The organism is Salmonella sp. K21076 (assembly GCF_039650795.1).
Taxonomy (GTDB): domain Bacteria; phylum Pseudomonadota; class Gammaproteobacteria; order Enterobacterales; family Enterobacteriaceae; genus Salmonella; species Salmonella enterica.
On sequence record NZ_JBCLYA010000051.1, the window covers coordinates 241,687 to 265,332 of the forward strand.

Sequence of the window (23,646 nt, forward strand, 5' to 3'; positions counted from 1 at the left end):
TGGCTGGCCGCAGCTAAGGAGTAAAAATGAAAAAAGCGCTTCTGGTGGTCAGTTTTGGCACCAGCTATCACGACACCTGTGAAAAAACATTGTGGCGTGCGAACGTGATCTGGCGGAGTCCTGTCCCGATCGCGACCTGTTTCGCGCCTTCACTTCCGGAATGATCATTCGCAAGCTTCGCCAGCGTGACGGTATCGACATCGATACGCCATTACAGGCTTTGCAAAAGCTTGCAGCACAGGGATATCAGGACGTGGCGATTCAGTCGTTGCACATTATTAACGGCGACGAATATGAAAAAATTGTCCGTGAAGTACAAATCTTGCGTCCGTTATTTACTCGCCTGACGCTGGGCGTGCCGCTGCTGAGCAGCCATAACGATTATGTGCAGCTAATGCAGGCGTTGCGACAACAGATGCCATCGCTCAGACAAACGGAGAAAGTCGTTTTTATGGGCCACGGCGCCAGCCATCATGCATTCGCAGCTTATGCCTGCCTCGATCATATGATGACCGCGCAGCGCTTCCCGGCGCGCGTCGGCGCTGTAGAAAGCTACCCGGAGGTCGACATCCTGATCGACAGCCTGCGTGACGAAGGCGTCACCGGCATACATTTGATGCCATTAATGCTGGTGGCGGGCGATCACGCCATAAATGATATGGCTTCAGACGACGGCGACTCATGGAAAATGCGCTTTAACGCGGCGGGCATTCCGGCGACGCCGTGGCTGAGCGGGCTGGGAGAAAACCCGGCTATCCGGGCGATGTTTGTCGCGCATTTGCACCAGGCGCTGAACATGGCGGTAGAGGAGGCGGCATGAACGGTAAATTATACGCATTAAGTACCGGGCCAGGCGCGCCCGACCTGATAACCGTCCGCGCAGCGCGGATTCTTGGCTCGCTGGACATTCTGTATGCGCCCGCCGGTCGTAAGGGGGGCGATAGTCTGGCGTTGTCGATTGTGCGCGACTATCTCGGCGAGCAGACGGAAGTACGTTGTTGCCATTTCCCTATGAGCGCTGACGGCGCCGAGAAAGAAGCGGTCTGGAACGAGGTTGCCGCCGCGCTTACCGCAGAGGTGGAAGCGGGTAAACAGGTCGGTTTTATTACCCTGGGCGATGCGATGCTATTCAGTACCTGGATTTTTTTACTCCAGAGAATCGGCTGCCCGGAGTGGCTGGAGATTGTCCCCGGCGTCACGTCCTTCGCCGCGATAGCCGCCCGCGCGAAAATGCCGCTCGCCATAGAACGGCAATCGCTGGCGGTTATTTCTTGTACCGCGCCGGAAGCGGAAATAGCCCAGGCGCTACAACAGCATGATAGCCTGGTGTTGATGAAAGTGTATGGCCGATTCGCCCGTATTAAAGCGTTGCTGGCGCAGGCTGGCCTGCTGGAATGCGCCTTAATGATGTCCGAGGCCACGCTGCCCGGCGAGCAGTGCTGGCGCCACCTCCACGAGGTCAACGATGATCGAGCGTTGCCCTATTTTTCGACCATTCTGGTCAATAAACAGTGGGAGTATGCAGAATGAAACTTGAACAGCAGCTTAGACAGTTGTCTTTCAGTGGACTGGCTGCAGCGCTATTGCTGATGGTTGTCCCGCAACAGGCGTTTGCGATGCATATCATGGAGGGCTTTTTACCGCCAGTGTGGGCGCTGGCCTGGTGGTTACTGTTTTTACCCTGCTTGTGGTATGGGCTGGTACGCTTACGGCGTATTGTGCAGGAGGATAATCATCAGAAGGTACTGCTGGCGCTGTGCGGCGCGTTTATTTTTGTCCTGTCCCGCTCAAAATTCCGTCGGTAACGGGGAGTTGTTCACATCCGACCGGCGTTGGTCTGGCGGTTATCTTGTTCGGGCCTGGGGTGGTGGCGATTCTCGGCGCGGTTGTGCTGTTGTTTCAGGCGCTATTGCTGGCGCACGGCGGCCTGACGACGCTTGGCGCAAACGGAATGTCGATGGCGGTGATTGGCCCGGTTGTCGGTTATCTGGTGTGGAAAATGGCCTGCCGTGCCGGACTGCGCCGCGATGTCGCCGTTTTTCTGTGCGCGATGCTGGCGGATTTGGCAACCTATTTTGTGACTTCAGTCCAGCTTGGCGTTGCGTTTCCCGATCCCCATGCCGGAGCGACAGGGTCTGTTGTGAAGTTTATGGGGATTTTCTGCCTCACACAGATTCCTGTCGCTATTGCTGAAGGTTTATTAACCGTCATGATTTATGACCAGTTAACCAAACGGCAAGTGATTACCGTACAAGGACATTAAAATGAAAAAAACGTTGATGTTGTTAGCGATGGTGGTGGCGCTGGTGATTCTGCCGTTTTTTATTAACCATGGCGGTGAATATGGCGGTTCAGACGGCGAAGCGGAAAGCCAGATTCAGGCTCTTGCGCCGCAGTATAAACCTTGGTTTCAGCCGTTATATGAACCCGCCAGCGGTGAAATTGAAAGCCTGCTGTTTACCCTTCAGGGCTCTCTTGGCGCGGCGGTGATTTTTTATATCCTGGGGTATTGCAAAGGTAAACAACGCCGTGATGACCGGGCTTGATCGACTCAGCTATCAAAGCCGCTGGGCACACGTTGCGCCGCAGCGCAAGTTTTTGCTGTGGCTGGCGATGATGATACTGGCGTTTGTTCTGCCGCCTGTAGGGCAGGGCATTGAGCTGCTGATCATTGCCGGATTGAGCTGTTGGCTATTGCGCATATCCCTCTGGCGTTGGTGTCGATGGATGGCGATACCTTTTGGATTTTTGTTGGTCGGCGTGATAACGATTATCTTCAGCATCAGCCGCGAGCCGCAAATGCTGCTGGCTGGCATATCTGTTGGGCCGTACTGGATCGGGATTACCCGTGCGGGCGTGGTTACGGCGAATGAAACGTTCTGGCGTAGCCTGACGGCGCTGTCCGCGACGTTGTGGCTGGTGATGAACCTACCGTTTCCGCAGTTAATTAGCTTGCTTAAGCGCGCGCATATTCCACGCCTGCTTACCGAGCAAATCCTGTTAACGTGGCGCTTTCTCTTTATTCTTCTGGATGAGGCGGTGGCAATCCGTCGTGCGCAAACGCTGCGTTTTGGTTATTGCAGCCTGCCGAACGGCTATCGATCTCTGGCAATGCTGACTGGACTCCTGTTTACGCGGGTGTTAATGCGTTATCAGCAAATGACCACCACGCTGGATATCAAACTGTATCAGGGTGATTTTCACCTGTAAGGACTATTATGCTTGCCACTTCAGACCTGTGGTTTCGTTATCAGGATGAGCCGGTACTTAAAGGGTTAAATCTGGATTTTTCGCTCTCGCCTGTTACCGGTTTGGTGGGCGCGAACGGTTGTGGGAAGTCTACGCTTTTTATGAACCTGAGCGGCCTGTTGCGTCCGCAAAAAGGGGCCGTATTGTGGCAGGGAAAACCGTTGGATTACAGCAAGCGCGGACTACTGGCGCTGCGCCAGCAAGTTGCGACGGTTTTTCAGGACCCTGAACAGCAGATTTTTTATACTGATATCGATAGCGACATTGCGTTTAGTTTACGTAATTTGGGTGTGCCGGAGGCGGAAATCACGCGCCGCGTCGACGAGGCGCTAACGCTGGTTGACGCCCAACATTTTCGCCATCAGCCCATTCAGTGTTTGAGTCATGGACAAAAAAAACGTGTGGCTATCGCCGGAGCGCTGGTGCTACAGGCGCGCTATCTATTGCTGGATGAACCCACTGCTGGTCTTGATCCCGCAGGGCGCACTCAGATGATTGCTATCATCAGGCGGATTGTGGCGCAGGGAAATCATGTCATTATCTCCAGCCATGATATCGATCTTATTTATGAAATTAGCGATGCCGTATACGTGTTACGCCAGGGCCAGATCCTGATGCATGGCGCGCCTGGCGAGGTTTTCGCGTGTACGGAAGCGATGGAACACGCGGGGCTAACCCAGCCCTGGCTGGTCAAACTTCATACTCAACTGGGACTGCCGCTGTGTAAAACAGAAACGGAGTTTTTTCATCGAATGCAAAAGTGCGCATTCAGGGAGGCGTCATGACGCAGGCAGTTATGTTGCAGGGGACGGCATCCGACGTCGGCAAAAGTGTGCTGGTGGCCGGTTTATGCCGCATTTTTTATCAGGATGGTCTGCGTACCGCGCCGTTTAAATCGCAAAATATGGCGCTTAATTCTGGTATTACGCCGGATGGTAAAGAGATGGGGCGGGCGCAGATTTTTCAGGCGGAAGCCGCGGGGATCACGCCAGATGTGCGTATGAATCCGGTGCTGCTCAAACCGACCAGCGATCGCCAGGCGCAGGTCGTGCTGATGGGGAAAGTGGCGACCAATATGGATGCGGTGAGTTACCATGACTATAAACCGCGTTTGCGTGAGCAAATCCTTGCGGTCTATAACAGCCTGGCGCAGGAATATGACGTTATTGTGCTGGAAGGCGCCGGAAGCCCGGCGGAAATCAATCTGCGCGATCGCGATATCGTCAATATGGGAATGGCGGAAATGGCCCAGTGTCCGGTTATTCTGGTGGCGGATATCGACCGGGGCGGCGTATTCGCCGCTATTTATGGCACGCTGGCGCTACTGCACAAACAGGAGCGTGACAGAGTAAAGGGCGTCATTATCAACAAATTCCGCGGCGACGTGGCGCTACTCTATTCCGGTATCGAACAAATCGAATCGCTTACCGGCGTCCCGGTTCTGGGAGTGATGCCATGGCTGGATGTGGATCTGGAAGATGAAGATGGCGTCGCGCTGCAAAACGATAAATATCGCGGTAACGCCCCCCGTGATATCACTATTGCCATTGTGCAACTGCCACATATTTCTAACTTTACGGATTTTAACGCTCTGGCGGCGCAGCCGGATGTGCGCATACGCTATATTCGCCGCCCGGAAGCGTTGACTGACGCTGATCTGGTGATCCTGCCGGGCAGTAAGAATACGCTGAGCGACCTCGCCTGGCTGCGCGAAAGCGGGATGGCGGATGCGGTATTGCAGACACATCGGCAGGGCGTGCCGGTGATGGGAATTTGCGGTGGCTACCAGATGCTGGGCGACACTATTGTGGATGAGGTGGAGTCGGGGCTGGGTACGCAGCCGGGCCTGGGACTGCTTAATACGATCACTCGCTTTGCACAGGATAAAACCACGACGCAGGTTAACGCGACAATGTCAGGCGAGCTGCCCGGCTGGCTGGCTGCCGCGGCGGGGCTACCGGTACGCGGTTATGAAATCCACATGGGGGAAACGGTGCTGCAGGAAGGATGCTGTACGGCCATGACGTTACAGAAAAATGGATGCTCTGTGGCGGATGGCGCGGTCACCGCCGACGGACTGGCGTTTGGCACTTACCTTCACGGTCTGTTTGACAGCGATGCCTTTACCCGTGCGGTGGTCAATGGGTTACGGGCGCGAAAAGGGCTTGCGCCGTGGGAAACGACTTTTTGTTATGCGGAGCATAAAGCGCGGCAATTTGATCTGCTGGCGGAAGCGATGCGGCAACATATTGATATTGATAAAATTTACACCATCATGCAACAGCATCAGGAGCCGGTATGATGATTCTGGTGACGGGCGGGGCGCGTAGTGGTAAAAGCCGTCATGCTGAAGCCTTAATTAGCGATGCGCCGCAGGTACTGTATATCGCCACCTCGCAGATTCTTGATGACGAGATGGCGGCGAGAATTCAGCATCATAAAGATGGCAGGCCGGCACACTGGCGGACCGCAGAATGCTGGCGGCATCTTGATACGTTGATTACCGCGGATCTTGCCCCTGACGACGCGATTTTGCTGGAATGTATTACCACCATGGTGACGAATCTGCTGTTTGCGCTGGGAGGCGAAAACGATCCCGAACAGTGGGATTACGCGGCGATGGAGCGCGCCATTGACGATGAAATTCAGATTTTAATTGCAGCCTGCCAGCGCTGCCCGGCGAAAGTGGTACTGGTGACAAATGAAGTGGGAATGGGGATCGTCCCGGAAAACCGCCTGGCGCGCCATTTTCGTGATATTGCCGGTCGGGTCAACCAACGACTGGCGGCAGCGGCGGATGAGGTCTGGCTGGTGGTCTCAGGTATTGGAGTCAAAATTAAATGAGTAAGCTGTTTTGGGCCATGCTCGCTTTTATTAGCCGCTTGCCCGTGCCGTCACGCTGGTCGCAGGGACTGGATTTCGAGCAGTATTCGCGTGGGATCGTGATGTTTCCCTTTATCGGGTTGATTCTGGGGGGGATTAGCGGCCTGATTTTCATCCTCCTGCAACCCTGGTGCGGTATTCCGCTCGCGGCGTTGTTCTGTATTTTGGCGCTGGCGCTGCTGACCGGTGGTTTTCACCTGGATGGGCTGGCCGATACCTGCGATGGCATTTTTTCCGCGCGCCGCCGCGAGCGAATGCTGGAGATTATGCGCGATAGTCGTCTGGGAACCCATGGCGGGCTGGCGCTTATTTTTGTGCTACTGGCAAAAATTCTGGTGGTCAGCGAACTGGCGTTACGTGGAACGCCAATGTTGGCGGCGCTGGCGGCGGCCTGTGCGGCCGGACGCGGCAGCGCTGTTTTATTGATGTACCGTCATCGCTACGCCCGTGAAGAGGGGCTTGGCAATGTATTTATCGGTAAAGTCAGCGGACGGCAAACCTGCATTACTCTGGGATTGGCGGTAATCGTCGCCACGGTATTACTGCTTGGTATGCAAGGCCTGGCCACAATGGTGGTCACACTCGCGGCGATTTTCATCCTTGGCCAGTTGCTTAAACGTACGCTTGGCGGTCAAACCGGCGATACGCTGGGCGCGGCGATCGAACTTGGCGAACTGATCTTTCTGCTGGCTCTGTTATGAGCCGATTATTACGGACGAGACATCTTATGCAGACACTACACGCTTTATTCCGTGACATTCCTGCGCCGGACGCCGAGGCGATGGCGCGTGCGCAGCAACATATTGACGGCCTGCTCAAACCGCCGGGTAGCTTGGGCAGACTGGAAACCTTAGCCGTTCAGCTCGCGGGAATGCCGGGTCTTAACGGTACGCCGCAGGTAGGTGAAAAGGCGGTGCTGGTGATGTGCGCCGACCATGGCGTCTGGGATGAAGGCGTAGCGGTTTCGCCCAAAATCGTGACGGCGATTCAGGCGGCGAATATGACGCAGGGAACAACCGGCGTATGTGTGCTTGCCGCTCAGGCTGGTGCAAAGGTGCATGTCATTGATGTCGGTATTGATGCCGAACCTATTCCGGGCGTAGTTGATATGCGCGTCGCGCGCGGCTGCGGAAATATTGCCGTTGGCCCGGCGATGAGTCGCTCTCAGGCTGAGGCGCTTTTGCTGGAGGTTTCCCGCTATACCTGCGACCTGGCGAAACGCGGCGTGACCTTATTTGGCGTTGGGGAGCTGGGAATGGCGAACACTACGCCAGCCGCCGCGATGGTCAGCGTTTTTACAGGAAGTGATGCAAAAGAGGTGGTGGGGATTGGCGCGAATCTTCCGCCTTCCCGCATCGATAATAAAGTAGACGTCGTGCGGCGGGCGATTGCGATTAATCAGCCCAATCCGCGCGACGGCATTGATGTGTTGTCGAAGGTGGGGGGGTTTGATCTGGTCGGGATGACCGGCGTGATGCTTGGCGCGGCAAGGTGTGGCTTACCCGTATTGCTGGATGGCTTTCTTTCCTACTCGGCAGCGCTGGCGGCCTGTCAGATTGCGCCTGCGGTGAGACCTTATCTGATCCCGTCGCACTTTTCGGCGGAAAAGGGCGCCCGCATCGCGCTCGCGCATTTGTCTATGGAACCCTATTTGCATATGGCGATGCGGTTAGGTGAAGGAAGCGGCGCGGCGCTGGCGATGCCGATCGTGGAAGCCGCGTGCGCCATGTTCCACAATATGGGGGAATTGGCGGCCAGTAATATTGTCCTGCCGGAGGGGAACGCAAACGCAACATAACCCGGGCGCACAACACCAGCCATGTGAGAAAAAAGCTATACTTAACGCACACCTGCCGCGACAAAGGAAGGGATATAATGCGTCGTATCACACCTTTTTTTCCGTTTTTCGTCTTGTTGGTAAGCCATTTCTCGCTGGCTATAAGCTATCCGTTGCCGCCCGAAGGCAGTCGTCTGGTAGGACAGCCTGTCACAATCGCCGTACCTCAGAACAATACTCAGCCCTTAGAGTCATTTGCCGCCCGCTATGGTCAGGGGTTGAGTAATATGCTTGAAGCGAATCCCGGCGTGGATGTGTTTTTACCTCAGTCTGGTTCCACACTGGTAGTGCCGCAGCAGTTGATTCTGCCTGACACCGTTCGTGAAGGTATTGTGGTAAACGTCGCCGAGATGCGCCTTTATTATTATCCCGCAGGCACGAATACGGTTGAGGTACTACCCATTGGTATTGGTCAGGCTGGCCGTGAAACGCCGCGCAACTGGGTAACTGCGGTTGAACGCAAACAAGATGGCCCGGTTTGGGTGCCAACGGCTAATACGCGTCGGGAATATGCTAAAGAGGGAAAAACGCTGCCCGCGATGGTGCCTGCGGGGCCGGATAACCCTATGGGGCTATACGCAATATATATCGGCAGGTTATATGCCACCCATGGCACTAACGCTAACTTTGGCATTGGCCTTCGCGTCAGTCAGGGCTGTATCCGTTTACGCAATGACGATATTAAATATTTATTCGACCATGTTCCTGTAGGAACCCGCGTTCAGATTATCGACAGGCCCGTTAAATTTTCGGTAGAGCCGGATGGCAGTCGTTGGCTGGAGGTACACGAACCGCTTTCTCGCAACCGTGCTGAATTTGAGTCAGACAAAAAAGTTCCATTGCCCGTTACGCCAGTGCTGCGCACGTTTATCAAAGGGGATGACGTTGATACTTCGCGGGTTAATGAGGTGCTGGAGCGCCGTTCCGGAATGCCGGTCAACATTAGCGCAGGCAGGTCTGGCCTTTAAATATCCTGCCACATTGCTGGTTTTCATGGGCTGGAACATCTGTATTAGTAGTGAGTGTCATGGCAGGGGCTTCATTTTCTCAACGAACCGCGAGGCCGCCGATTAAGCCCCCAAAAACTATGGATGCCAAAAAGCCCGGAAAACCTTATCAGGTCAACCGGGTAAAGATAAGTTCTTATTTTTTAAACGTCTCCGGACTCGCAGGGATATCCCGAAACTAAAATCTGGCTCCTCTGACTGGACTCGAACCAGTGACATACGGATTAACAGTCCGCCGTTCTACCGACTGAACTACAGAGGAATCGTGTGGGGTCGTATATTAGCGGCGGAAAAATTTTTGTCAAACCCCATTTAACCCCTTACAGATTCGATTGCGGGTTATCTCATCACTTTGTTGCATTTGCAGACATTTTTTCTGCAAAAAGCTTTGCAGCCTTACGATTTCTCGCTCATTATTGAAATGTGGTTTCAACTCTCTTCTTTAAGGTCCATTTTGAACGTCTCCACTGCCTTACGCCAGGTTGTCGTCCGTACGCCCTGGTATGCCAAACGCAAGAGCTACAAAGTGTTGTTCTGGCGTGAAATCACCCCACTTGCTATCCCCATTTTTCTGGAAAATACCTGTGTTTTGCTAATGGGCGTGCTCAGTACTTTTCTCGTCAGTTGGTTGGGCAAGGAAGCAATGGCGGGCGTGGGGCTTGCCGACAGTTTTAATATGGTAATTATGGCTTTTTTTGCGGCTATCGATCTTGGTACTACGGTGGTGGTCGCCTTTAGCCTCGGCAAGCGCGATAGGCGACGGGCAAGGGCGGCGGCGCGCCAGTCGCTGGTGATTATGACGCTATTTGCCGTTGTGCTGGCAGTGGTCATTCATTATTTCGGCAGTGAAATTATTAATATTGTCGCAGGCGAGGCGACGCCAGAAGTAAAGGGGCTGGCGTTAACGTACCTTGAACTGACGGTACTGAGTTATCCGGCTGCGGCAATTGCGCTAATCGGTAGCGGCGCGCTGCGTGGGGCAGGGAATACGAAAATCCCGTTGATGATTAACGGCGGGATGAACATTCTCAATATTGTCATCAGCAGCATCCTGATTTACGGGGCTTTCTCCTGGCAAGGGCTGGGTTTTGCCGGTGCGGGGCTGGGATTAACCATTTCGCGCTACATCGGCGCGGTAGCGATTATTTGGGTGCTGATGATTGGTTTTAATCCGGCGCTGCGCATTCCGCTGAAAAGCTATCTGAAGCCGTTGAATTTCGGCATTATCTGGGAAGTGATGGGTATCGGTATTCCGGCGAGCATTGAATCAGTGCTGTTCAACGGTGGCAAGCTACTGACGCAAATGTTTGTCGCCGGAATGGGCACTAACGTTATTGCGGGTAACTTTATTGCCTTTTCCGTGGCGGCGCTTATCAATCTGCCGGGTAACGCCCTTGGTTCGGCGTCGACTATTATCACCGGTAAGCGTCTTGGTACCGGGCAAATTGGTCAGGCAGAGCGTCAATTGCGCCATGTATTCTGGATGTCGACTATCGTACTTACGGCAATCGCCTGGGGAACAGCGCCGTTCGCGGGTCTGTTTGCCTCATTTTATACCCAGGAGCAGGACGTAAAAGAGGTAGTGAAAGTTCTGCTCTGGCTTAATGCTGCCTTTATGCCAATTTGGGCTGCCGCGTGGGTGCTGCCGTCGGGTTTTAAAGGCGCGCGCGATGTGCGATTTGCGATGTGGGTATCGATGCTGGGGATGTGGGGCTGTCGCGTTGTGGCAGGGTATACGCTTGGTATTGTGCTGGGTATGGGGGTTGTAGGGGTTTGGCTGGGGATGTTTCTTGACTGGGCCGTGCGTGGCGCACTGTTTTACTGGCGTCTGATAAGCGGGCGCTGGCTGTGGAGATACCCGCGCGTAAAGAGGGAGTAAGAGCTTTTTGCTGTGAAAATCATCAGGAAACGGTGAATTTTAACCGAAGTGTGGAATAAAGCAGCAAACGAACTTTTTTTGTGAAAACAGGCTTTGACAAGCCAGGGGCACCTCGTTAATATTCGCCCCGTTCACACGATTCCTCTGTAGTTCAGTCGGTAGAACGGCGGACTGTTAATCCGTATGTCACTGGTTCGAGTCCAGTCAGAGGAGCCAGATTTTAGTTTCGGGACATCCTGGCGAGTCCGGAGACGTTTAAAAAATAAGAACTTATCTTTACCCGGTTGGCCTGAGAAGGTCTGCCGGGTTTTTTGACATCCATAGTTTTTGGGGGCTTAATCGGGGGCCTCGCGGTTCGCTGAGAAAATGGAGCCCCCACCTATGGCATTAACCGATACCGCTATCCGCAAGATTAAACCCGTATCAGTATGCTGACATATAGAGGTGTTCGATTCAAACGGAGCGATCACACAAGCTTGCCAGGTGATGCCCCTGGTGGGAATCGCGACTGTCTCTTTCATCTGATTTCAGATATTTCCCGTGATCTTGATCCGTTCTTTCCCAAAAGATTGATTTCTTTCATTCGAAACAAGGATGTACAATAAGTAAACCAAAATAGTAACTATAGAGTTTCTAATGGATACAGTAGAAGAACTAAATGGAACATACTTCTATGCAGGAAAATCCAATCTGACTGCTGCCGAACTTCTGTTATGATTTTCTGTGAGAATACCGCAAGCCAGTTTGGGATTGGTGTTGCAGATTTCGGGGCTGTTGTTGCTCTGGTATCAGGTCGTAATAATCTTTGGACAAGGGCGAAACCCGCTGGAGCGACTAAAGGCACATCATACGCGTCCAGGACTGCACGTGCAGTGTTTAAAAAGTCAAAATTTCCCTTTGGAATATCCCTTCCGACATGGTTAGGCGGTTACACCCCGTGGACAGCCAGACGTGTTATGGTTCGTAACATTGCGCCGTTTGTTGGACGTTCCATTCCTTTGATCGGGGAAATTATCCTTGCCGCAGATGTGTCACAAATAGCATATCGCACTATACGCGACTACAATACCATTGCTCGGGGCAATGATAAGTTATGCTAGACAATATTGAACAGCAAGTTTACGAGCTTGTACGGCCTTATGCTGGCACATATCTGTTCAACATTAAGCAAGTGGAATTAACACCAGAGATTGACCTTGATACTGATCTGAGCATTGATGAACTTGAAGCCGAAGATCTCATGAATAAATTCTTCGAGAAACTCAATGTCGAGCGAGGTAACTTCAGAATAGAAACCTATTTTCCTAATCACCCTTTTTCATGGCATCCGTTCAAGAAAACGGAGCCTGTACCCGTCCCAGATTTCACTATCAGCATGCTGATCGAGTCAGCAAAAGCCGGGAAATGGTTATATGACTAATTGTAATGAACTTAACAAATGGCTGTACCAGTACCCTTCTTTTTGAGCGATGATGGTGGCGCTAAGATAGTTCTCTTTTCTTTTTAAAGGGTTCATGTTTACTGCCGCCGCCCTTACGCTAACCCCTTTAGTTTCCTCCTTTGCTGTCATACTATCGAATGACGTGCCTCACCTGTGAACGCTAAGGAGAATAATATGGAAAATAAAGGCACAAACCTGACACCCGAGCAGGCGCTGGATCGCCTGGAGGAGCTGTACGAGCAGTCGGTTAACGCGCTCCGTGAAGCCATCGCTGACTATGTTGATAACGGCACGCTGCCCGATCCCCATGCCAGGCTTAACGGACTGTTTGTTTATCCTTCGCTGTCTGTAAGCTGGGATGGCGCGACACCGAACCCGCCTAAAACACGCGCTTTTGGACGCTTTACTCATCCCGGCTGTTATACCACTACCGTTACGCGGCCTGCGCTATTTCGCGCTTATCTTCTGGAACAGCTTAACCTCGTTTACCATGATTATGGCGCGCATATTGCGATAGAGGCCTCGCACCATGAGATCCCGTATCCTTATGTGATCGATGGCTCGGCTCTGACGCTGGATCGTTCTATGAGCGCCGGGCTAACGCGCCATTTTCCTACCACAGAACTGGCGCAGATTGGCGATGAGACGGCAGACGGTCTGTTCCACCCCGGCGAATTCTATCCGTTATCGCACTTCGACGCGCGTCGTGTTGACTTCTCGTTGGCCCGGTTACGGCACTATACCGGTACGCCGGTTGAACATTTTCAGCCCTTCGTTTTGTTTACCAACTACACCCGCTATGTCGATGAGTTTGTGCGCTGGGGATGCAGCCAAATTCTTGATCCTGACAGTCCCTATATCGCGCTTTCCTGTGCCGGCGGAATTTGGATCACGGCAGAAACGGAAGCGCCGGAAGAGGCTATTTCCGATCTGGCCTGGAAGAAGCATCAGATGCCTGCCTGGCACCTGGTAACGGCAGATGGGCAGGGGATTACGCTGGTAAATATCGGTGTCGGCCCTTCAAATGCTAAAACGATTTGCGACCATTTGGCCGTGCTGCGGCCTGACGTCTGGCTTATGATTGGGCACTGTGGAGGGTTACGAGAAAGTCAGGCGATTGGTGATTATGTGCTGGCCCATGCCTACTTACGCGATGATCATGTGCTGGATGCTGTTCTGCCGCCTGATATTCCGATTCCAAGCATTGCGGAAGTACAGCGTGCGCTGTACGACGCTACCAAAGCGGTTAGCGGAATGCCCGGCGAAGAGGTGAAACAGCGACTGCGCACGGGAACGGTCGTCACCACGGATGACCGTAACTGGGAGCTTCGTTATTCCGCATCTGCGCTGCGATTCAACCTTAGCCGTGCGGTCGCGATTGATATGGAGAGCGCGACGATTGCAGCCCAGGGCTATCGCTTCCGCGTGCCTTACGGCACGCTGCTTTGTGTTTCTGACAAACCTTTACACGGTGAAATTAAACTGCCCGGGCAGGCAAACCGGTTTTATGAGGGGGCTATTTCAGAACATTTGCAAATTGGTATTCGTGCTATTGATTTACTACGCGCAGAAGGTGATCGTTTGCACTCACGTAAATTACGCACGTTTAATGAGCCGCCGTTTCGCTAACGAAATGGGCTGTCGCCTGCTGTTGGGCAGGAGCGGAAGAGGCATATTTATGTGATATGGAAAGTGGTTGAATGAAGCCTTAGCGGGAGGTGATTCTGCATCCCGCTAAGGCCTTATTGTGCCGCGGCTTCATCACCATCGCCGGAGATCTGTCGCCGATAATCGCGTCTACGTCAGGAAACGCGCCGGAAGGCGAAAACATTGCGCCGCACTTCACGCTCCTTGAGCGCCTGGACCCACAAGCCCGGATTAACAAGCAGATACCGACCGTGAGAATCGATCAGCTTAAAGGGATTATCAGAAGGCTTGATACTGAGGATTTTCGCGTTGGACAGGGATATAGGGTGGTCACGCCATTATCGAACTGAAATGGCCCCAAATCAGACCACCAATTTCACCGGATGCGCAGGTAAAACCAGATACGCATCGGTAAAGGTTTTCACGCTAACTTATTGAAACCTAATTAAATAGGGACTTATAAGTACGCCTGAAAACAGAAATTTGGCTCCTCTGACTGGACTCGAACTTCATCTACATCTCCTGTTATTACTGCTTTTGTTAAACTTAGCCATATTTTTACCAACATATTTACCATCATTATTGTTTTCTTGTGGTTAAAATGTCAATTAAAAACAATTGGTTGTTGCCATAATCATCTGACTATACGTATCTAAATTTGCTTTCATTATCAACATGATGTTGTCGTTATTTTTTTTAAAATAAATGATGAAAAACAATTGGTTATTTTTTATTAAATAAATCATGTTTAGTCAAGGTGAAAGCACTGACCTCCAAGGTCACTTACTGTGCTCACACCATTTTGAAAACCCGCTCCTCTTTTCCACTTTCTCTATCATGTTGAATGGGCTAACGTTTAGGAAACACAAAAGCAATCGGTAGAACAATGACTACACAAAAGGAAATGGAAGAAATCAGGGCAGCGTTATCTTGGTTTGATGTACGCCGATATGATGGCCTTAAAGACCTCACCTTAGAACAAATCTATGCAGAGCTTGAAAGACGGATGTTGGCTTACAAAACAAGACAACAATGGGAAACAGCAGGCAAAGATAATCAAATGCAAGCGATATACCATGATGCCACAATCCGATGTGGTGATGTGATACTTAAATCAGACTGGATTTCAGACAATCACAGACTGTCGCATAGCTATGCTGTAAGACCAATGACCAGAGTTCAATTGTTCAACTATGGGCGGGCTATGTATCGGCTGGAGACTTCAGAGCAAACAGACCCTGTTGCAGTGAGTTCCGACTACATCTCTGAGTATCTGAAACAAGGAGGCATGAACCCTGCTAACAAGATGCTGATTGAAATTGACTTGGAAGAAGCCAGCAGTGACGATCTCGCAGAACATCTGAAAGTACTGATTGCTCTATGGCAAAAGCACCTGAAAACGCCTAAACCCCCGAAACGAAAATTTAGGTTTGGTCATAAGACCTTTGAAAGAATACTTGATTACAAAGTCATCCCTTTGATGGATTTGATCTCATGGGAACAGCTCTACAACGAAGGTAAGAACATACCTTTCACCATTTTAGCTGACATCCTGCATGGTAATAATGGGGTCAGAAGTAGTGAGAACATCAAAGATACTGATTATGATTACGCGAAAAGTTATCTTGATAACGATGAGTACTTCAAGGTTTTAAATGATTTCTATATTAAAAACAATATGTTGAAGGATTGGGGTATCGTTGATGTGATAACACTTAACGATAAATCCTCGGATAAAAACAAAAAGTAAACACAAGGGATGTTCACAACCTGCGAACATCCCTAAAAAGCGTATCCCTCCAAAAATTTCCGCGAAACTCACGGTTGGTGAACATCCCTAGTTTAGAACCAGCCAAAATCCTAGAATTATCTCCATCGAACAACATACTAAAAAACGAAATATCCAAGATATTACGTAAAAAAAACAGGAGATAATATGGTTCAAAACAAAACAGATAAACATCCGAAACTGATTCGTTTGCCAGAAGTAAAAAGAAGAACAGGGTTTGGTAAAACGTGGATATATACCTTAATAAGAGCGGGTAAATTTCCTAAGCAAGTAAAAACCGGATTGCGCTCTATAGCATTTATTGAAAGTGAGATTGATGAATGGATTTACAAAATCATTTCTGATTCTCGCAATCATATCTAAAAAAGTTTATTAAATAATGAGAGGTTAAGATGAAAAGTAAAAACGTACTGCCTTGTGTGGTGACTGTTACGAATGATGAGACAGAAGTATTTATGGAAATGGCAATAAATAACTTTAGAAAACATCTTCAGGTCATGATTGATTGTATGGGAAATGATTACGAGCGTCATTTTAAAGACCGGCTTTATATTGAAGAAGTGATTGGAAAAGTGATCGAGCGAACAAAACGAGAGTTTGCTGAATCAATGAAAGATAATAAAGGGAAAGAATATCATCTGTTCTTGGATGAGGTGAGAAGGAATCTGAGAGTTATTTATTCTGCGTATCGTACTAACTATTAATGAGAGAGGTGAATATGAACGAAAAATGTTTAGGCTGGAATGAAATACCCGTTAAAATATCCGCAAGTAATGCTGAGACAGCAAACTTTGCTACTGATGTTGTAAATACCTATAACGAGTTAATACATTACTTATACTTTAATCTAAGTGATGATGAATTTCTGAAAAAAATGAAGGATGGATTTTACAGGGAGATATTCATAATGGATATTATTAATCTCACGCTACAGGAATGGTTTGAAAGTGCTGAAGAGATAAAGATTAAATACATATCAGTTCCAGAGGTTAAAACCATACTAAGTAGTTATCATGAGTTTTTGATTAAATGCTTTAATGGTGATGATTATCTTCTTTATTACAAAAGAATAGAAATCAGCGCAAATAAACAGACTGTAATATAAAATAAGAGGTAATGAAATGAGTGAAAAACTGATAAAAGAATCTCAAAAAGTATTTATGCATATGGCAGGTTTGTTTTATGAAATCAAAATGAATACGCTTAAGGAAGTCCGACCCGATGAAGCAGAGATGTTAATGGAGGATGATGCATTCATGGATAGTATTTATAAGGATTGTATCAAAAATGCAAGCGCATCTTTTAAAAAGGTAGTCAGATGGGAGTACTTTGAACAAGGGCATTCAGTAAAAATGGTTGATAAGGAGGTGGTGTTGATAACATTACGTGTTAATCACAAACGAAGATAAAAAGGTTATTTAATAAATCATTTTTAGCCTCATTCATGGGGCGAAAAAAAAGAAAACAAATATCATTTAATAGTGAGGCGTAACCATGAGTAAAATTTTTGAAATTAAAAGTGTATCTACAGAAACGTTTTATAATATTGCAGAGCGTTCGTTTGAGGCTAGTTGGAAGGTTATGCAGGATATGGCCTCTGATAATGTCTCATACTTGGTATATGATGCGGATTTTATGTGTGTTTTCATCGGCAATGTTATTGAGCATATCAGTAAAAATTTTTACATCATTATCCAATGTGAATGTCTGGAAGGAAAGCTTGAAGAAGTAAACTTTGAAGAGGTAGCGGAACGTCTGGTCCGGCATTCATGGGAGTTTTGTAAATAATATCAAAATAAAAATAGATTAAGAAATCATGGGCAGAGTTGTTATCTACTCACTGATTTAGATTATGTGGCCCCGTAATGGGGCTGTACATCGATTACAAGAGGAATATGATATGAATGATGTGGTATTATACGAAAAAAATGAATCAATGTTTTTTGCCATTTGCACGGTCTTATCATTATATTGCGATTTCATATACGAAATAGCATATGGATTTCATAATGAAGCGGTAATGATCATTGAAAATGAAAAGTGTGTGGGACAGGCACTTAAAATACAAATAAACAATCTATTCGATGATTTCGATTACTACAAAAAAGTGAATGGAACAGAAAAAGTAAAACGGGAAGATATAGATGAAAAAGAACTCTTTAACAAAGTAATGGCAGCACATAACCAAGGAGTAAAAGCGCTAATCATGAAGAATCTTGAGGCCAATCTTCGAGAGAAAGAGGAAGGTTCTGAATATTGGAAGTTAAAAATATTTAATAGGTTTAATGGGATATAGAAGTCAATGTAGGCTTCTATATATTCAGATAAAGAAAGTAGTCATGATCTTTATCTCATCGGAGAAAGTGTTTTTCATGGCTGGATATTTAAAAAATTATTTTATTTTGTTTTTCATTATTTTTTCGACTTCTTTTTTTTGTGATGTAGATAAATTCCTTTTAATCTCTTTCATTTTGTTTTTAAAATTAAGATTATCTCTTTCATCATGCAAGGACTTCATTTTATTATATGCTTCGTCACTGAAAGGATGTAAGTTATCATCTATTTTTTCATCTAAGTAAGAAGAAAGGAAGCATCTATCAAAATAATTTTTTCTAAGCGCATCGTAAATTTTAGCACTATCAATAATTGTTTCATCTTCCGGTTCTTTTTTTATATGGTCTGTCATGTTGACTCCTCTTATTTTTAGTGGATTGTGTATATATTTTATTTTAAGGGATTGGTTCAAAGTGTCAAATTTAAATGTTCTTTCAAAATAACGTTCAATGGTATTTTGAAGCTTTCAATGCTGGATTATATAAGAATGATTTACATGTTTATTTGAAAAATAGCTATCAACTTAAGTACCGGGATTCGGGACTTTAACTCCCGGAAGTCGGTACTTGTTTTTTAGCTATAACTGGCCTGAGAGCATTTTTTTCTTCATTATTCAGTTAGTGAAGATGAGAACAACTAATCATAGATGCTTTAGGAGGCAGTTTTACTTTTTATTGCATTGGTTTCCTCTCTTGAATTTATATCTCAGCTTAGTGATTGTTAGGAATAATCACTAAGCGCTGCTGCTGAAAATATAGTTTTATTATACGTTTAAGATCAAATATCATAGGTTGTAAATAACATGCTACATTTCAAGATGTGATCATTATCAATTATCATAAGGAAATAATCTATAACGAAACTAGAAAATTTAAATTTACCATATAAGTTATACGCTAAAACGAAATAATTGATTCAGTATTAGGGCATAGCCGTGTGTAAGTAGTAGATGGAATTTTCAGGAAGAATGTTTTAAAAATACATGCTCATATTATTTTAGCAGTATAAATGAATGTGATTATTGTAACCATGATGAAATAAAAAATAATAACCCTATTATAAAAAGAGGTTGACTGTCTACAAATCGAATAATATCATAATAACTATTTATGTTATTATGATATTAGTTAAAAATGGAAAGAATATGAATAAAAGACTTAATATGCTATATGTCAACAACATTAACGCATTAAATAATTACCGTGAAAAACATTCAGATAATAACTTACATGGCCCCCTCCTTTTAAAGCTAAAAAATTATTTTCATCAGCATAATAAATTGATGGTTATAGGACAGGAAACCTATGGATGGTGCAACTCTCCCGATATTAATGAACAGCTTGAAACATATGAGGAGTTCGATTTTGGCGTATCATATTATAGCAGTCCATTCTGGAATATCATAAGGAAAGTAGAGCGAGCGCTTGGTATTGAACCATATGCAATTGCATGGTCAAATCTGAATCGGTTTGATGTTGATTGCGGATCACCAGATTATACCGAGCTAGCTAGAGATATATCATCGTTTGATTATATATTAAAGGAGGAAATTAATATTCTTACTCCTGATATATGTGTTTTCTTCACAAATCATAAATATGATTATCGACTAACGTCTTTATATGAAGATTTAATGTTTGAAAACATAAATGGATTGCCAGAAAAACATTTCGTAAGATTATACCATCCAGACCTCCCAGAATATACGATTAGAGCGCCTCACCCTAAAACAATCAGAATAAAAGGATGGGAAAATGATTTCATAAAATATATAGAGGCTATTAAATGATTATGCAGATGCGATCTTATTAATATGAATAAACAAAATTGTGTTACTAATTGCATAACAGCAATATAAGTTATTCTATAGTTTATCTAGGCCACGGCGTGTAGGTGGCCTTAAACGAGGAGTATGATTTTTATCATTTATTGTTGAAACAGTCGGTATAAAATCCATGTTATTATCTGCATTGACTCGTTCGTGCTTAGGACGGCTTGGGAAACGTCGAATCTCATCAGGTGTTGGTTTGTAAGTATCACTGTTAAACTTAGCTTGTTTCTCATATTCAGCACGAGAAACATGATGACCTAATACTTCATCAAAGACATAGTTTTCAGCAATACGTTTATCATGTTCTGTACTGACAGGATCATGCTTAACTCTGCTTGATCTAGGCCATACAAATTTTTCTTTGAAGAAATCTATGACAAGAGTTGTGAAACGTTTGAAAATATTATCCTGACGTGGAGTAGTCTTATCCTTTCTTTCATGGTCAGGGGCGCTTCTGGATGCCCTGTTTGGGTTTTGAGAGGTGGATGTTTTCAGAATAGTATTTGTACCAGAATCAGAAATACTGATTGATGGCGGAATACAAGCAACAACCTTACTGACTTTTGTTTTATCACGGTAAGATTTGACTCCACGCAAACGAGTATCAGGAGCTGGTGCTACCAGTAAAGGTCTTTGTTCTTCATTTGTAGAAGAGCTGGATCGCGTTTCTGGTAAAACAATTTCTTCTGGTTCAGCAAGATGTGTAATCGTAAAGCTTCTGACATCAACGACGATTTCAAGATCAAGTTCGCTGAATGTTTTGTAGACTTCAACGGCTTCTTGCTTGGCAGCATCACGAACAGCCTGTTCTGCGGCTCTTTGCTCTTGAGCAGCTTTACTGCGCCATTTGGCACTATGGATACGTTTCATTGCAGGGCGGTTTGTTTCAGCGGCTTTAGCAAGCCATAGCGCTTGTTCTTCATTGTCCAGAGCAGCCGCCGCTTTTTCTAATGCCTCTTCATGCTGGGCCTGAAGGGAACGATGGTCAATACGTTCTGATGAACCTGCGGCTTCGAGATAGCTGTTAGCCATAGATGCCCATGACTCACGCCACAACACAGACATTTTTCTGTCGTTCCAGCTTCTTTCTTTTTTACCAAAACCTTCCGGGCCTATGGCTTTTAACGTCAACATAACGTGAGCATGTGGGTTGTCGCTATCAAGATCATGAAAAGCGATGTCGGCAATCATGCCTTTATCAACGAAATTTTTCTGACAATACTCAAGGACAAGTTTTTTCTTGTCGTCATTGTTTAACTCGGTGGGAATAGCAACATCGAAATAACGGGATGTTTGACCATTGTTCTGGCGCTCAACTTTTTCCACTTCATTCCACAATGCTGTAGAGTCTTTTACGATGTGTTCTGGTGCGTTAGCTGGAGCTAATATGAAATGCCCGTACAAATCAGTACGGCGACTATAATCATAGGTATCACCTGTTCTTTCATCTGTTATCCTTGTACGAGCATGATAGGCAGCCTTCGCAACGGAAGACCTGCCTTCTGAACGTTTCACAATTTTAAAATCAAGATGAAAAATAGCCATACAATAAAAACAACCTCAATATAAGTTTAAATATCAAACTAAAATATAACTCTCCAATGCGACTATGCTGGTTTTAGTTTTTCGCAAGAAAAACTCTGGTGTTGACGTTGACCTTGTTTCCGAAGGAAACGGTGTTAGCCTGCGGCAGGCAACCGTCGGTAGACCCCACACACTGCGTAGCAGTGTATAGGTGGGCATTGCTTTATTTTTATATCTCCTAAAGGAGCTAAAAATAACGACAATGTATAAAGCTTTTCTATAGTTAAATAATAACGCTAGTTTTAATGTCTGTGAAATTAACGGGGCTAGATTCGGATGAACGGCTGAGGTATTACACGAATCTTAATGATTATGGTTTTAGAGAGCGCCCGTAAGGGCAAAAGAGTTAATTTCCCTCCCGCCGTAAGGCGGGAAAAGCCAAATGCACTAAAACAGACTTATAACGACAGTTTTTTTAAAAAAATGGATGGTGTAGGTTCGGACTTAAAATAAGAGTGAAAAAGCAAAGGGTGAAAAATAAACCATAAGGAAAGAGAGTCAAGTAACGTGGGGAATATTAGATGATTTAGGTTAATGATTTTGATTGTATATGTTGCATGATTACATATAGAGCTTGTTGCATTTTTGTGCAGAGTCTTGTAAACACCATTTTTGTTATCACCTTTTGTATCATAACCATTTTAGTTATTGCTGATTAAACAGTAAAAATAAAATAAAAATCCATGAGATCATATGTTAAATGTGTTTTTTGACGAAATATATTTAAGTTTGTCTGGTCTTTTTTATTTTTAATAAAGTTAGGTTGTTTTATTTGACAAGTAAAATGTTGTGTTGTAAATAAAATAAAGATACAAAAAAAGCCAACTTTCAAAGTTGACTTTTTAAGGACTAAAAAAGTTTTGCCGACTTTTGAAGCCTTGTAATCAGTTAGAGGAATAACGTGATTACAAATATAATAAAGTATTAAATAATCTTTTCATATTTGTCAAATCTAAATCTCAACTTTTTACAAGCCTTTCAAATACCATTTCCAAAAACATTTTAGTCTTCAAAAGCAATAACGTTAAACCTGTGTATCAGGTCTAAGAATCTTTGGACATCATGTGTTAAAAACTGTTTTGTTCTTAGGTTATTGTAGGTGGCATATAAACGGGGGGAAGTCGGTAGCCACCAACTTGAAGCGTTCATCTAAAATCTATAAAGCGGTAGTATAATTTTCTTTAGTAAAACGAGAAAATGCTTTAAATGATCATGATGTATCCGTAGGAGTCCGATGGGGTGTCCCAGTAATGGAAACGTGCTGGAACTCAATAGCTACGGTGAGAATCGCCAACCTGCGAACCTAAAAAAAATATTACAATAGTATTTTTTTACGGGGGGTTAGGGGGGTGAAGCTTGCAGAAAAACTAAGTTTTCCTGACGGAAAACTACTACGACTGAAAGTCGCTATCTAAAACCCCAGAACCTAATCTAATAAAATTCTAGTACTACTAGTACAAAAAAATAATTTTAAAAATATCAGTAGGTAGGTGCCATTTCATCAAGGCACTAACGAAAGATAAGTAGGCTTATAAATTAAATATGGTGCATGGATTAATTTGAGTTTTTTGTTTTTTAATTGTATTAATTAAAAAATATAAATAAAAAGGTAATGATATGGAAAGTAAAACAAAAAAACTAAGAATGGGATGGATACAAAATCTTACTGAGAATGAAAAAAAGATAATAGATGATTTTCTGGAAGAAGCCGCTAAGTTAAAAGGTAAAGCACTAAATAAAAAAGAAAAACAAACTGTCAAATTTATTGCTCGTGATCAAGTCCGCTCGATTAGAAAAGAGCAAAAATCAAAAAAACAAAAGAAGAGTAGAGTTGATATGGAAGAAAAAGAAGATGAAACAATTAATACCATTTCAAATAATGCGGATGAGCAAGGAAGATTAAAGATACTATCAGCTAAAGAAAGAGATTTTATCAATAATGCCATATATGAAGAAATGAAAATTAAAGGTAGAAAGCTTGTAAAATGTGAAATGAAAGAAGTTTTAAAAATTGCTCGAAAAAAGATCCTCAACAATCGTATATCTTGTCAGATCAAAAATGAAAGAAATAAAGAAAGGTTTGAGGCAGAGTTTGAATGGAGAAAACCAGTGCCATTTCGTCGTTAAAGTATTCATTAATGATGATATTATAATTTTTTATAAGA

25 protein-coding genes, 2 tRNA genes and 3 pseudogenes are annotated in these 23,646 nt (G+C 45.7%); 26 read left to right on the top strand and 4 right to left on the bottom strand.

The annotated features are described in order from the left end of the window. Window positions 1-26 precede the first annotated feature (26 nt). The 11 genes and pseudogenes from AAYN39_RS21905 (at window position 27) to ldtA (ending at window position 8,937) form a co-directional block, all read left to right on the top strand. Window positions 27-820 (top strand): annotated as a pseudogene (locus tag AAYN39_RS21905) (sirohydrochlorin cobaltochelatase). Continuing rightward, on the top strand, window positions 817-1,530 hold the full coding sequence (locus AAYN39_RS21910) for a cobalt-factor II C(20)-methyltransferase (RefSeq protein WP_001013551.1): 714 nt from the start codon (window positions 817-819) through the stop codon (window positions 1,528-1,530). The pseudogene AAYN39_RS21905 and the gene AAYN39_RS21910 overlap by 4 nt, the downstream one beginning before the upstream one ends. Then, window positions 1,527-2,263, top strand: a pseudogene (gene cbiM, locus AAYN39_RS21915) (cobalt ECF transporter S component CbiM). The gene AAYN39_RS21910 and the pseudogene cbiM overlap by 4 nt, the downstream one beginning before the upstream one ends. A 1-nt stretch (window position 2,264) precedes the next feature. Then, complete coding sequence (locus AAYN39_RS21920) at window positions 2,265-2,546, top strand: energy-coupling factor ABC transporter substrate-binding protein (protein ID WP_000753216.1); 282 nt, start codon at window positions 2,265-2,267, stop codon at window positions 2,544-2,546. Continuing rightward, window positions 2,533-3,210: an energy-coupling factor ABC transporter transmembrane protein gene (locus AAYN39_RS21925; protein WP_000147138.1), complete on the top strand. Its 678-nt coding sequence runs from the start codon at window positions 2,533-2,535 to the stop codon at window positions 3,208-3,210. Before AAYN39_RS21920 ends, AAYN39_RS21925 begins: the two co-directional genes overlap by 14 nt. Window positions 3,211-3,218: 8 nt before the next feature. After that, complete coding sequence (locus AAYN39_RS21930) at window positions 3,219-4,034, top strand: energy-coupling factor ABC transporter ATP-binding protein (protein ID WP_000881535.1); 816 nt, start codon at window positions 3,219-3,221, stop codon at window positions 4,032-4,034. Beyond that, a complete protein-coding gene (locus tag AAYN39_RS21935) occupies window positions 4,031-5,551 on the top strand; it encodes a cobyric acid synthase (protein WP_000189676.1) in 1,521 nt (506 codons plus the stop codon). Before AAYN39_RS21930 ends, AAYN39_RS21935 begins: the two co-directional genes overlap by 4 nt. Next, the gene (gene cobU, locus AAYN39_RS21940) at window positions 5,548-6,093 is read left to right on the top strand and encodes a bifunctional adenosylcobinamide kinase/adenosylcobinamide-phosphate guanylyltransferase (RefSeq protein ID WP_000973185.1); all 546 of its coding nucleotides are present in this window, start codon (window positions 5,548-5,550) and stop codon (window positions 6,091-6,093) included. Before AAYN39_RS21935 ends, cobU begins: the two co-directional genes overlap by 4 nt. Then, window positions 6,090-6,833, top strand: a complete 744-nt coding sequence (gene cobS, locus AAYN39_RS21945) for an adenosylcobinamide-GDP ribazoletransferase (protein ID WP_000039987.1) — start codon at window positions 6,090-6,092, stop codon at window positions 6,831-6,833. Before cobU ends, cobS begins: the two co-directional genes overlap by 4 nt. A gap of 26 nt (window positions 6,834-6,859) precedes the next feature. Next, a complete protein-coding gene (gene cobT / locus AAYN39_RS21950; RefSeq protein WP_001193966.1) occupies window positions 6,860-7,930 on the top strand; it encodes a nicotinate-nucleotide--dimethylbenzimidazole phosphoribosyltransferase in 1,071 nt (356 codons plus the stop codon). Window positions 7,931-8,007: 77 nt separating this feature from the next. Then, window positions 8,008-8,937, top strand: coding sequence for a L,D-transpeptidase (gene ldtA, locus AAYN39_RS21955; protein WP_001252821.1), 930 nt, complete (start codon window positions 8,008-8,010; stop codon window positions 8,935-8,937). Between the two features lie 225 nt (window positions 8,938-9,162). On the opposite strand, the gene AAYN39_RS21960 is transcribed toward ldtA, so the two are convergent. Further along, window positions 9,163-9,238: transfer RNA gene (locus AAYN39_RS21960), tRNA-Asn, on the bottom strand. Between the two features lie 159 nt (window positions 9,239-9,397). Here AAYN39_RS21960 and AAYN39_RS21965 point away from each other — a divergent pair. The 4 genes and pseudogenes from AAYN39_RS21965 to AAYN39_RS21980 all read left to right on the top strand — a co-directional run bounded on the left by AAYN39_RS21965 (window position 9,398) and on the right by AAYN39_RS21980 (window position 12,275). Beyond that, window positions 9,398-10,855, top strand: coding sequence for an EmmdR/YeeO family multidrug/toxin efflux MATE transporter (locus tag AAYN39_RS21965; RefSeq protein ID WP_001760573.1), 1,458 nt, complete (start codon window positions 9,398-9,400; stop codon window positions 10,853-10,855). Window positions 10,856-10,995: 140 nt separating this feature from the next. Then, window positions 10,996-11,071, top strand: a tRNA-Asn gene (locus AAYN39_RS21970). A 420-nt stretch (window positions 11,072-11,491) separates the two neighbouring features. Further along, window positions 11,492-11,955 (top strand): annotated as a pseudogene (locus AAYN39_RS21975) (STM2901 family protein). Further along, window positions 11,949-12,275 (top strand): DUF1493 family protein, encoded by a 327-nt coding sequence (locus AAYN39_RS21980; RefSeq protein WP_000886449.1) that lies wholly within the window; start codon window positions 11,949-11,951, stop codon window positions 12,273-12,275. Before AAYN39_RS21975 ends, AAYN39_RS21980 begins: the two are co-directional and overlap by 7 nt. Here the strand turns inward: AAYN39_RS21980 and AAYN39_RS21985 are convergent. Continuing rightward, the gene (locus AAYN39_RS21985) at window positions 12,264-12,425 is read right to left on the bottom strand and encodes a hypothetical protein (RefSeq protein WP_001634510.1); all 162 of its coding nucleotides are present in this window, start codon (window positions 12,423-12,425) and stop codon (window positions 12,264-12,266) included. The genes AAYN39_RS21980 and AAYN39_RS21985 overlap by 12 nt on opposite strands. Window positions 12,426-12,470: 45 nt before the next feature. On the opposite strand from AAYN39_RS21985, the gene AAYN39_RS21990 reads away from it, so the two are divergent. From AAYN39_RS21990 to AAYN39_RS22030, 9 genes are all read left to right on the top strand, one after another. Further along, entirely contained in the window at window positions 12,471-13,925 is a 1,455-nt protein-coding gene (locus AAYN39_RS21990) for an AMP nucleosidase (RefSeq protein ID WP_000428186.1), read from the top strand. Window positions 13,926-14,014: 89 nt separating this feature from the next. Beyond that, window positions 14,015-14,293, top strand: coding sequence for a hypothetical protein (locus AAYN39_RS21995; protein WP_000600594.1), 279 nt, complete (start codon window positions 14,015-14,017; stop codon window positions 14,291-14,293). Between the two features lie 536 nt (window positions 14,294-14,829). After that, window positions 14,830-15,693: a DUF6387 family protein gene (locus tag AAYN39_RS22000; protein WP_001515479.1), complete on the top strand. Its 864-nt coding sequence runs from the start codon at window positions 14,830-14,832 to the stop codon at window positions 15,691-15,693. A 186-nt stretch (window positions 15,694-15,879) separates the two neighbouring features. Next, complete coding sequence (locus tag AAYN39_RS22005) at window positions 15,880-16,095, top strand: AlpA family transcriptional regulator (RefSeq protein ID WP_000250489.1); 216 nt, start codon at window positions 15,880-15,882, stop codon at window positions 16,093-16,095. A 29-nt stretch (window positions 16,096-16,124) separates the two neighbouring features. Beyond that, window positions 16,125-16,436: a hypothetical protein gene (locus AAYN39_RS22010; protein ID WP_000837630.1), complete on the top strand. Its 312-nt coding sequence runs from the start codon at window positions 16,125-16,127 to the stop codon at window positions 16,434-16,436. Between the two features lie 14 nt (window positions 16,437-16,450). After that, the gene (locus AAYN39_RS22015) at window positions 16,451-16,837 is read left to right on the top strand and encodes a hypothetical protein (RefSeq protein WP_015606140.1); all 387 of its coding nucleotides are present in this window, start codon (window positions 16,451-16,453) and stop codon (window positions 16,835-16,837) included. A gap of 16 nt (window positions 16,838-16,853) precedes the next feature. Further along, the gene (locus tag AAYN39_RS22020) at window positions 16,854-17,141 is read left to right on the top strand and encodes a hypothetical protein (protein WP_001291071.1); all 288 of its coding nucleotides are present in this window, start codon (window positions 16,854-16,856) and stop codon (window positions 17,139-17,141) included. 85 nt (window positions 17,142-17,226) lie between these two features. Further along, window positions 17,227-17,520 (top strand): hypothetical protein, encoded by a 294-nt coding sequence (locus tag AAYN39_RS22025; protein WP_000034418.1) that lies wholly within the window; start codon window positions 17,227-17,229, stop codon window positions 17,518-17,520. 112 nt (window positions 17,521-17,632) lie between these two features. Next, the gene (locus AAYN39_RS22030; RefSeq protein ID WP_001000809.1) at window positions 17,633-18,028 is read left to right on the top strand and encodes a hypothetical protein; all 396 of its coding nucleotides are present in this window, start codon (window positions 17,633-17,635) and stop codon (window positions 18,026-18,028) included. 96 nt (window positions 18,029-18,124) lie between these two features. Here AAYN39_RS22030 and AAYN39_RS22035 read toward each other — a convergent pair whose 3' ends face one another. After that, entirely contained in the window at window positions 18,125-18,418 is a 294-nt protein-coding gene (locus AAYN39_RS22035; protein WP_000129503.1) for a hypothetical protein, read from the bottom strand. A 792-nt stretch (window positions 18,419-19,210) separates the two neighbouring features. Here AAYN39_RS22035 and AAYN39_RS22040 point away from each other — a divergent pair. Next, on the top strand, window positions 19,211-19,855 hold the full coding sequence (locus AAYN39_RS22040) for a hypothetical protein (protein WP_001042532.1): 645 nt from the start codon (window positions 19,211-19,213) through the stop codon (window positions 19,853-19,855). A gap of 75 nt (window positions 19,856-19,930) precedes the next feature. Here the strand turns inward: AAYN39_RS22040 and mobQ are convergent, their stop codons facing one another. Beyond that, window positions 19,931-21,442 (bottom strand): MobQ family relaxase, encoded by a 1,512-nt coding sequence (gene mobQ, locus AAYN39_RS22045; protein WP_000964109.1) that lies wholly within the window; start codon window positions 21,440-21,442, stop codon window positions 19,931-19,933. 1,656 nt (window positions 21,443-23,098) lie between these two features. On the opposite strand from mobQ, the gene AAYN39_RS22050 reads away from it, so the two are divergent. Beyond that, on the top strand, window positions 23,099-23,608 hold the full coding sequence (locus tag AAYN39_RS22050; RefSeq protein WP_000444413.1) for a hypothetical protein: 510 nt from the start codon (window positions 23,099-23,101) through the stop codon (window positions 23,606-23,608). Window positions 23,609-23,646: the final 38 nt, after the last annotated feature.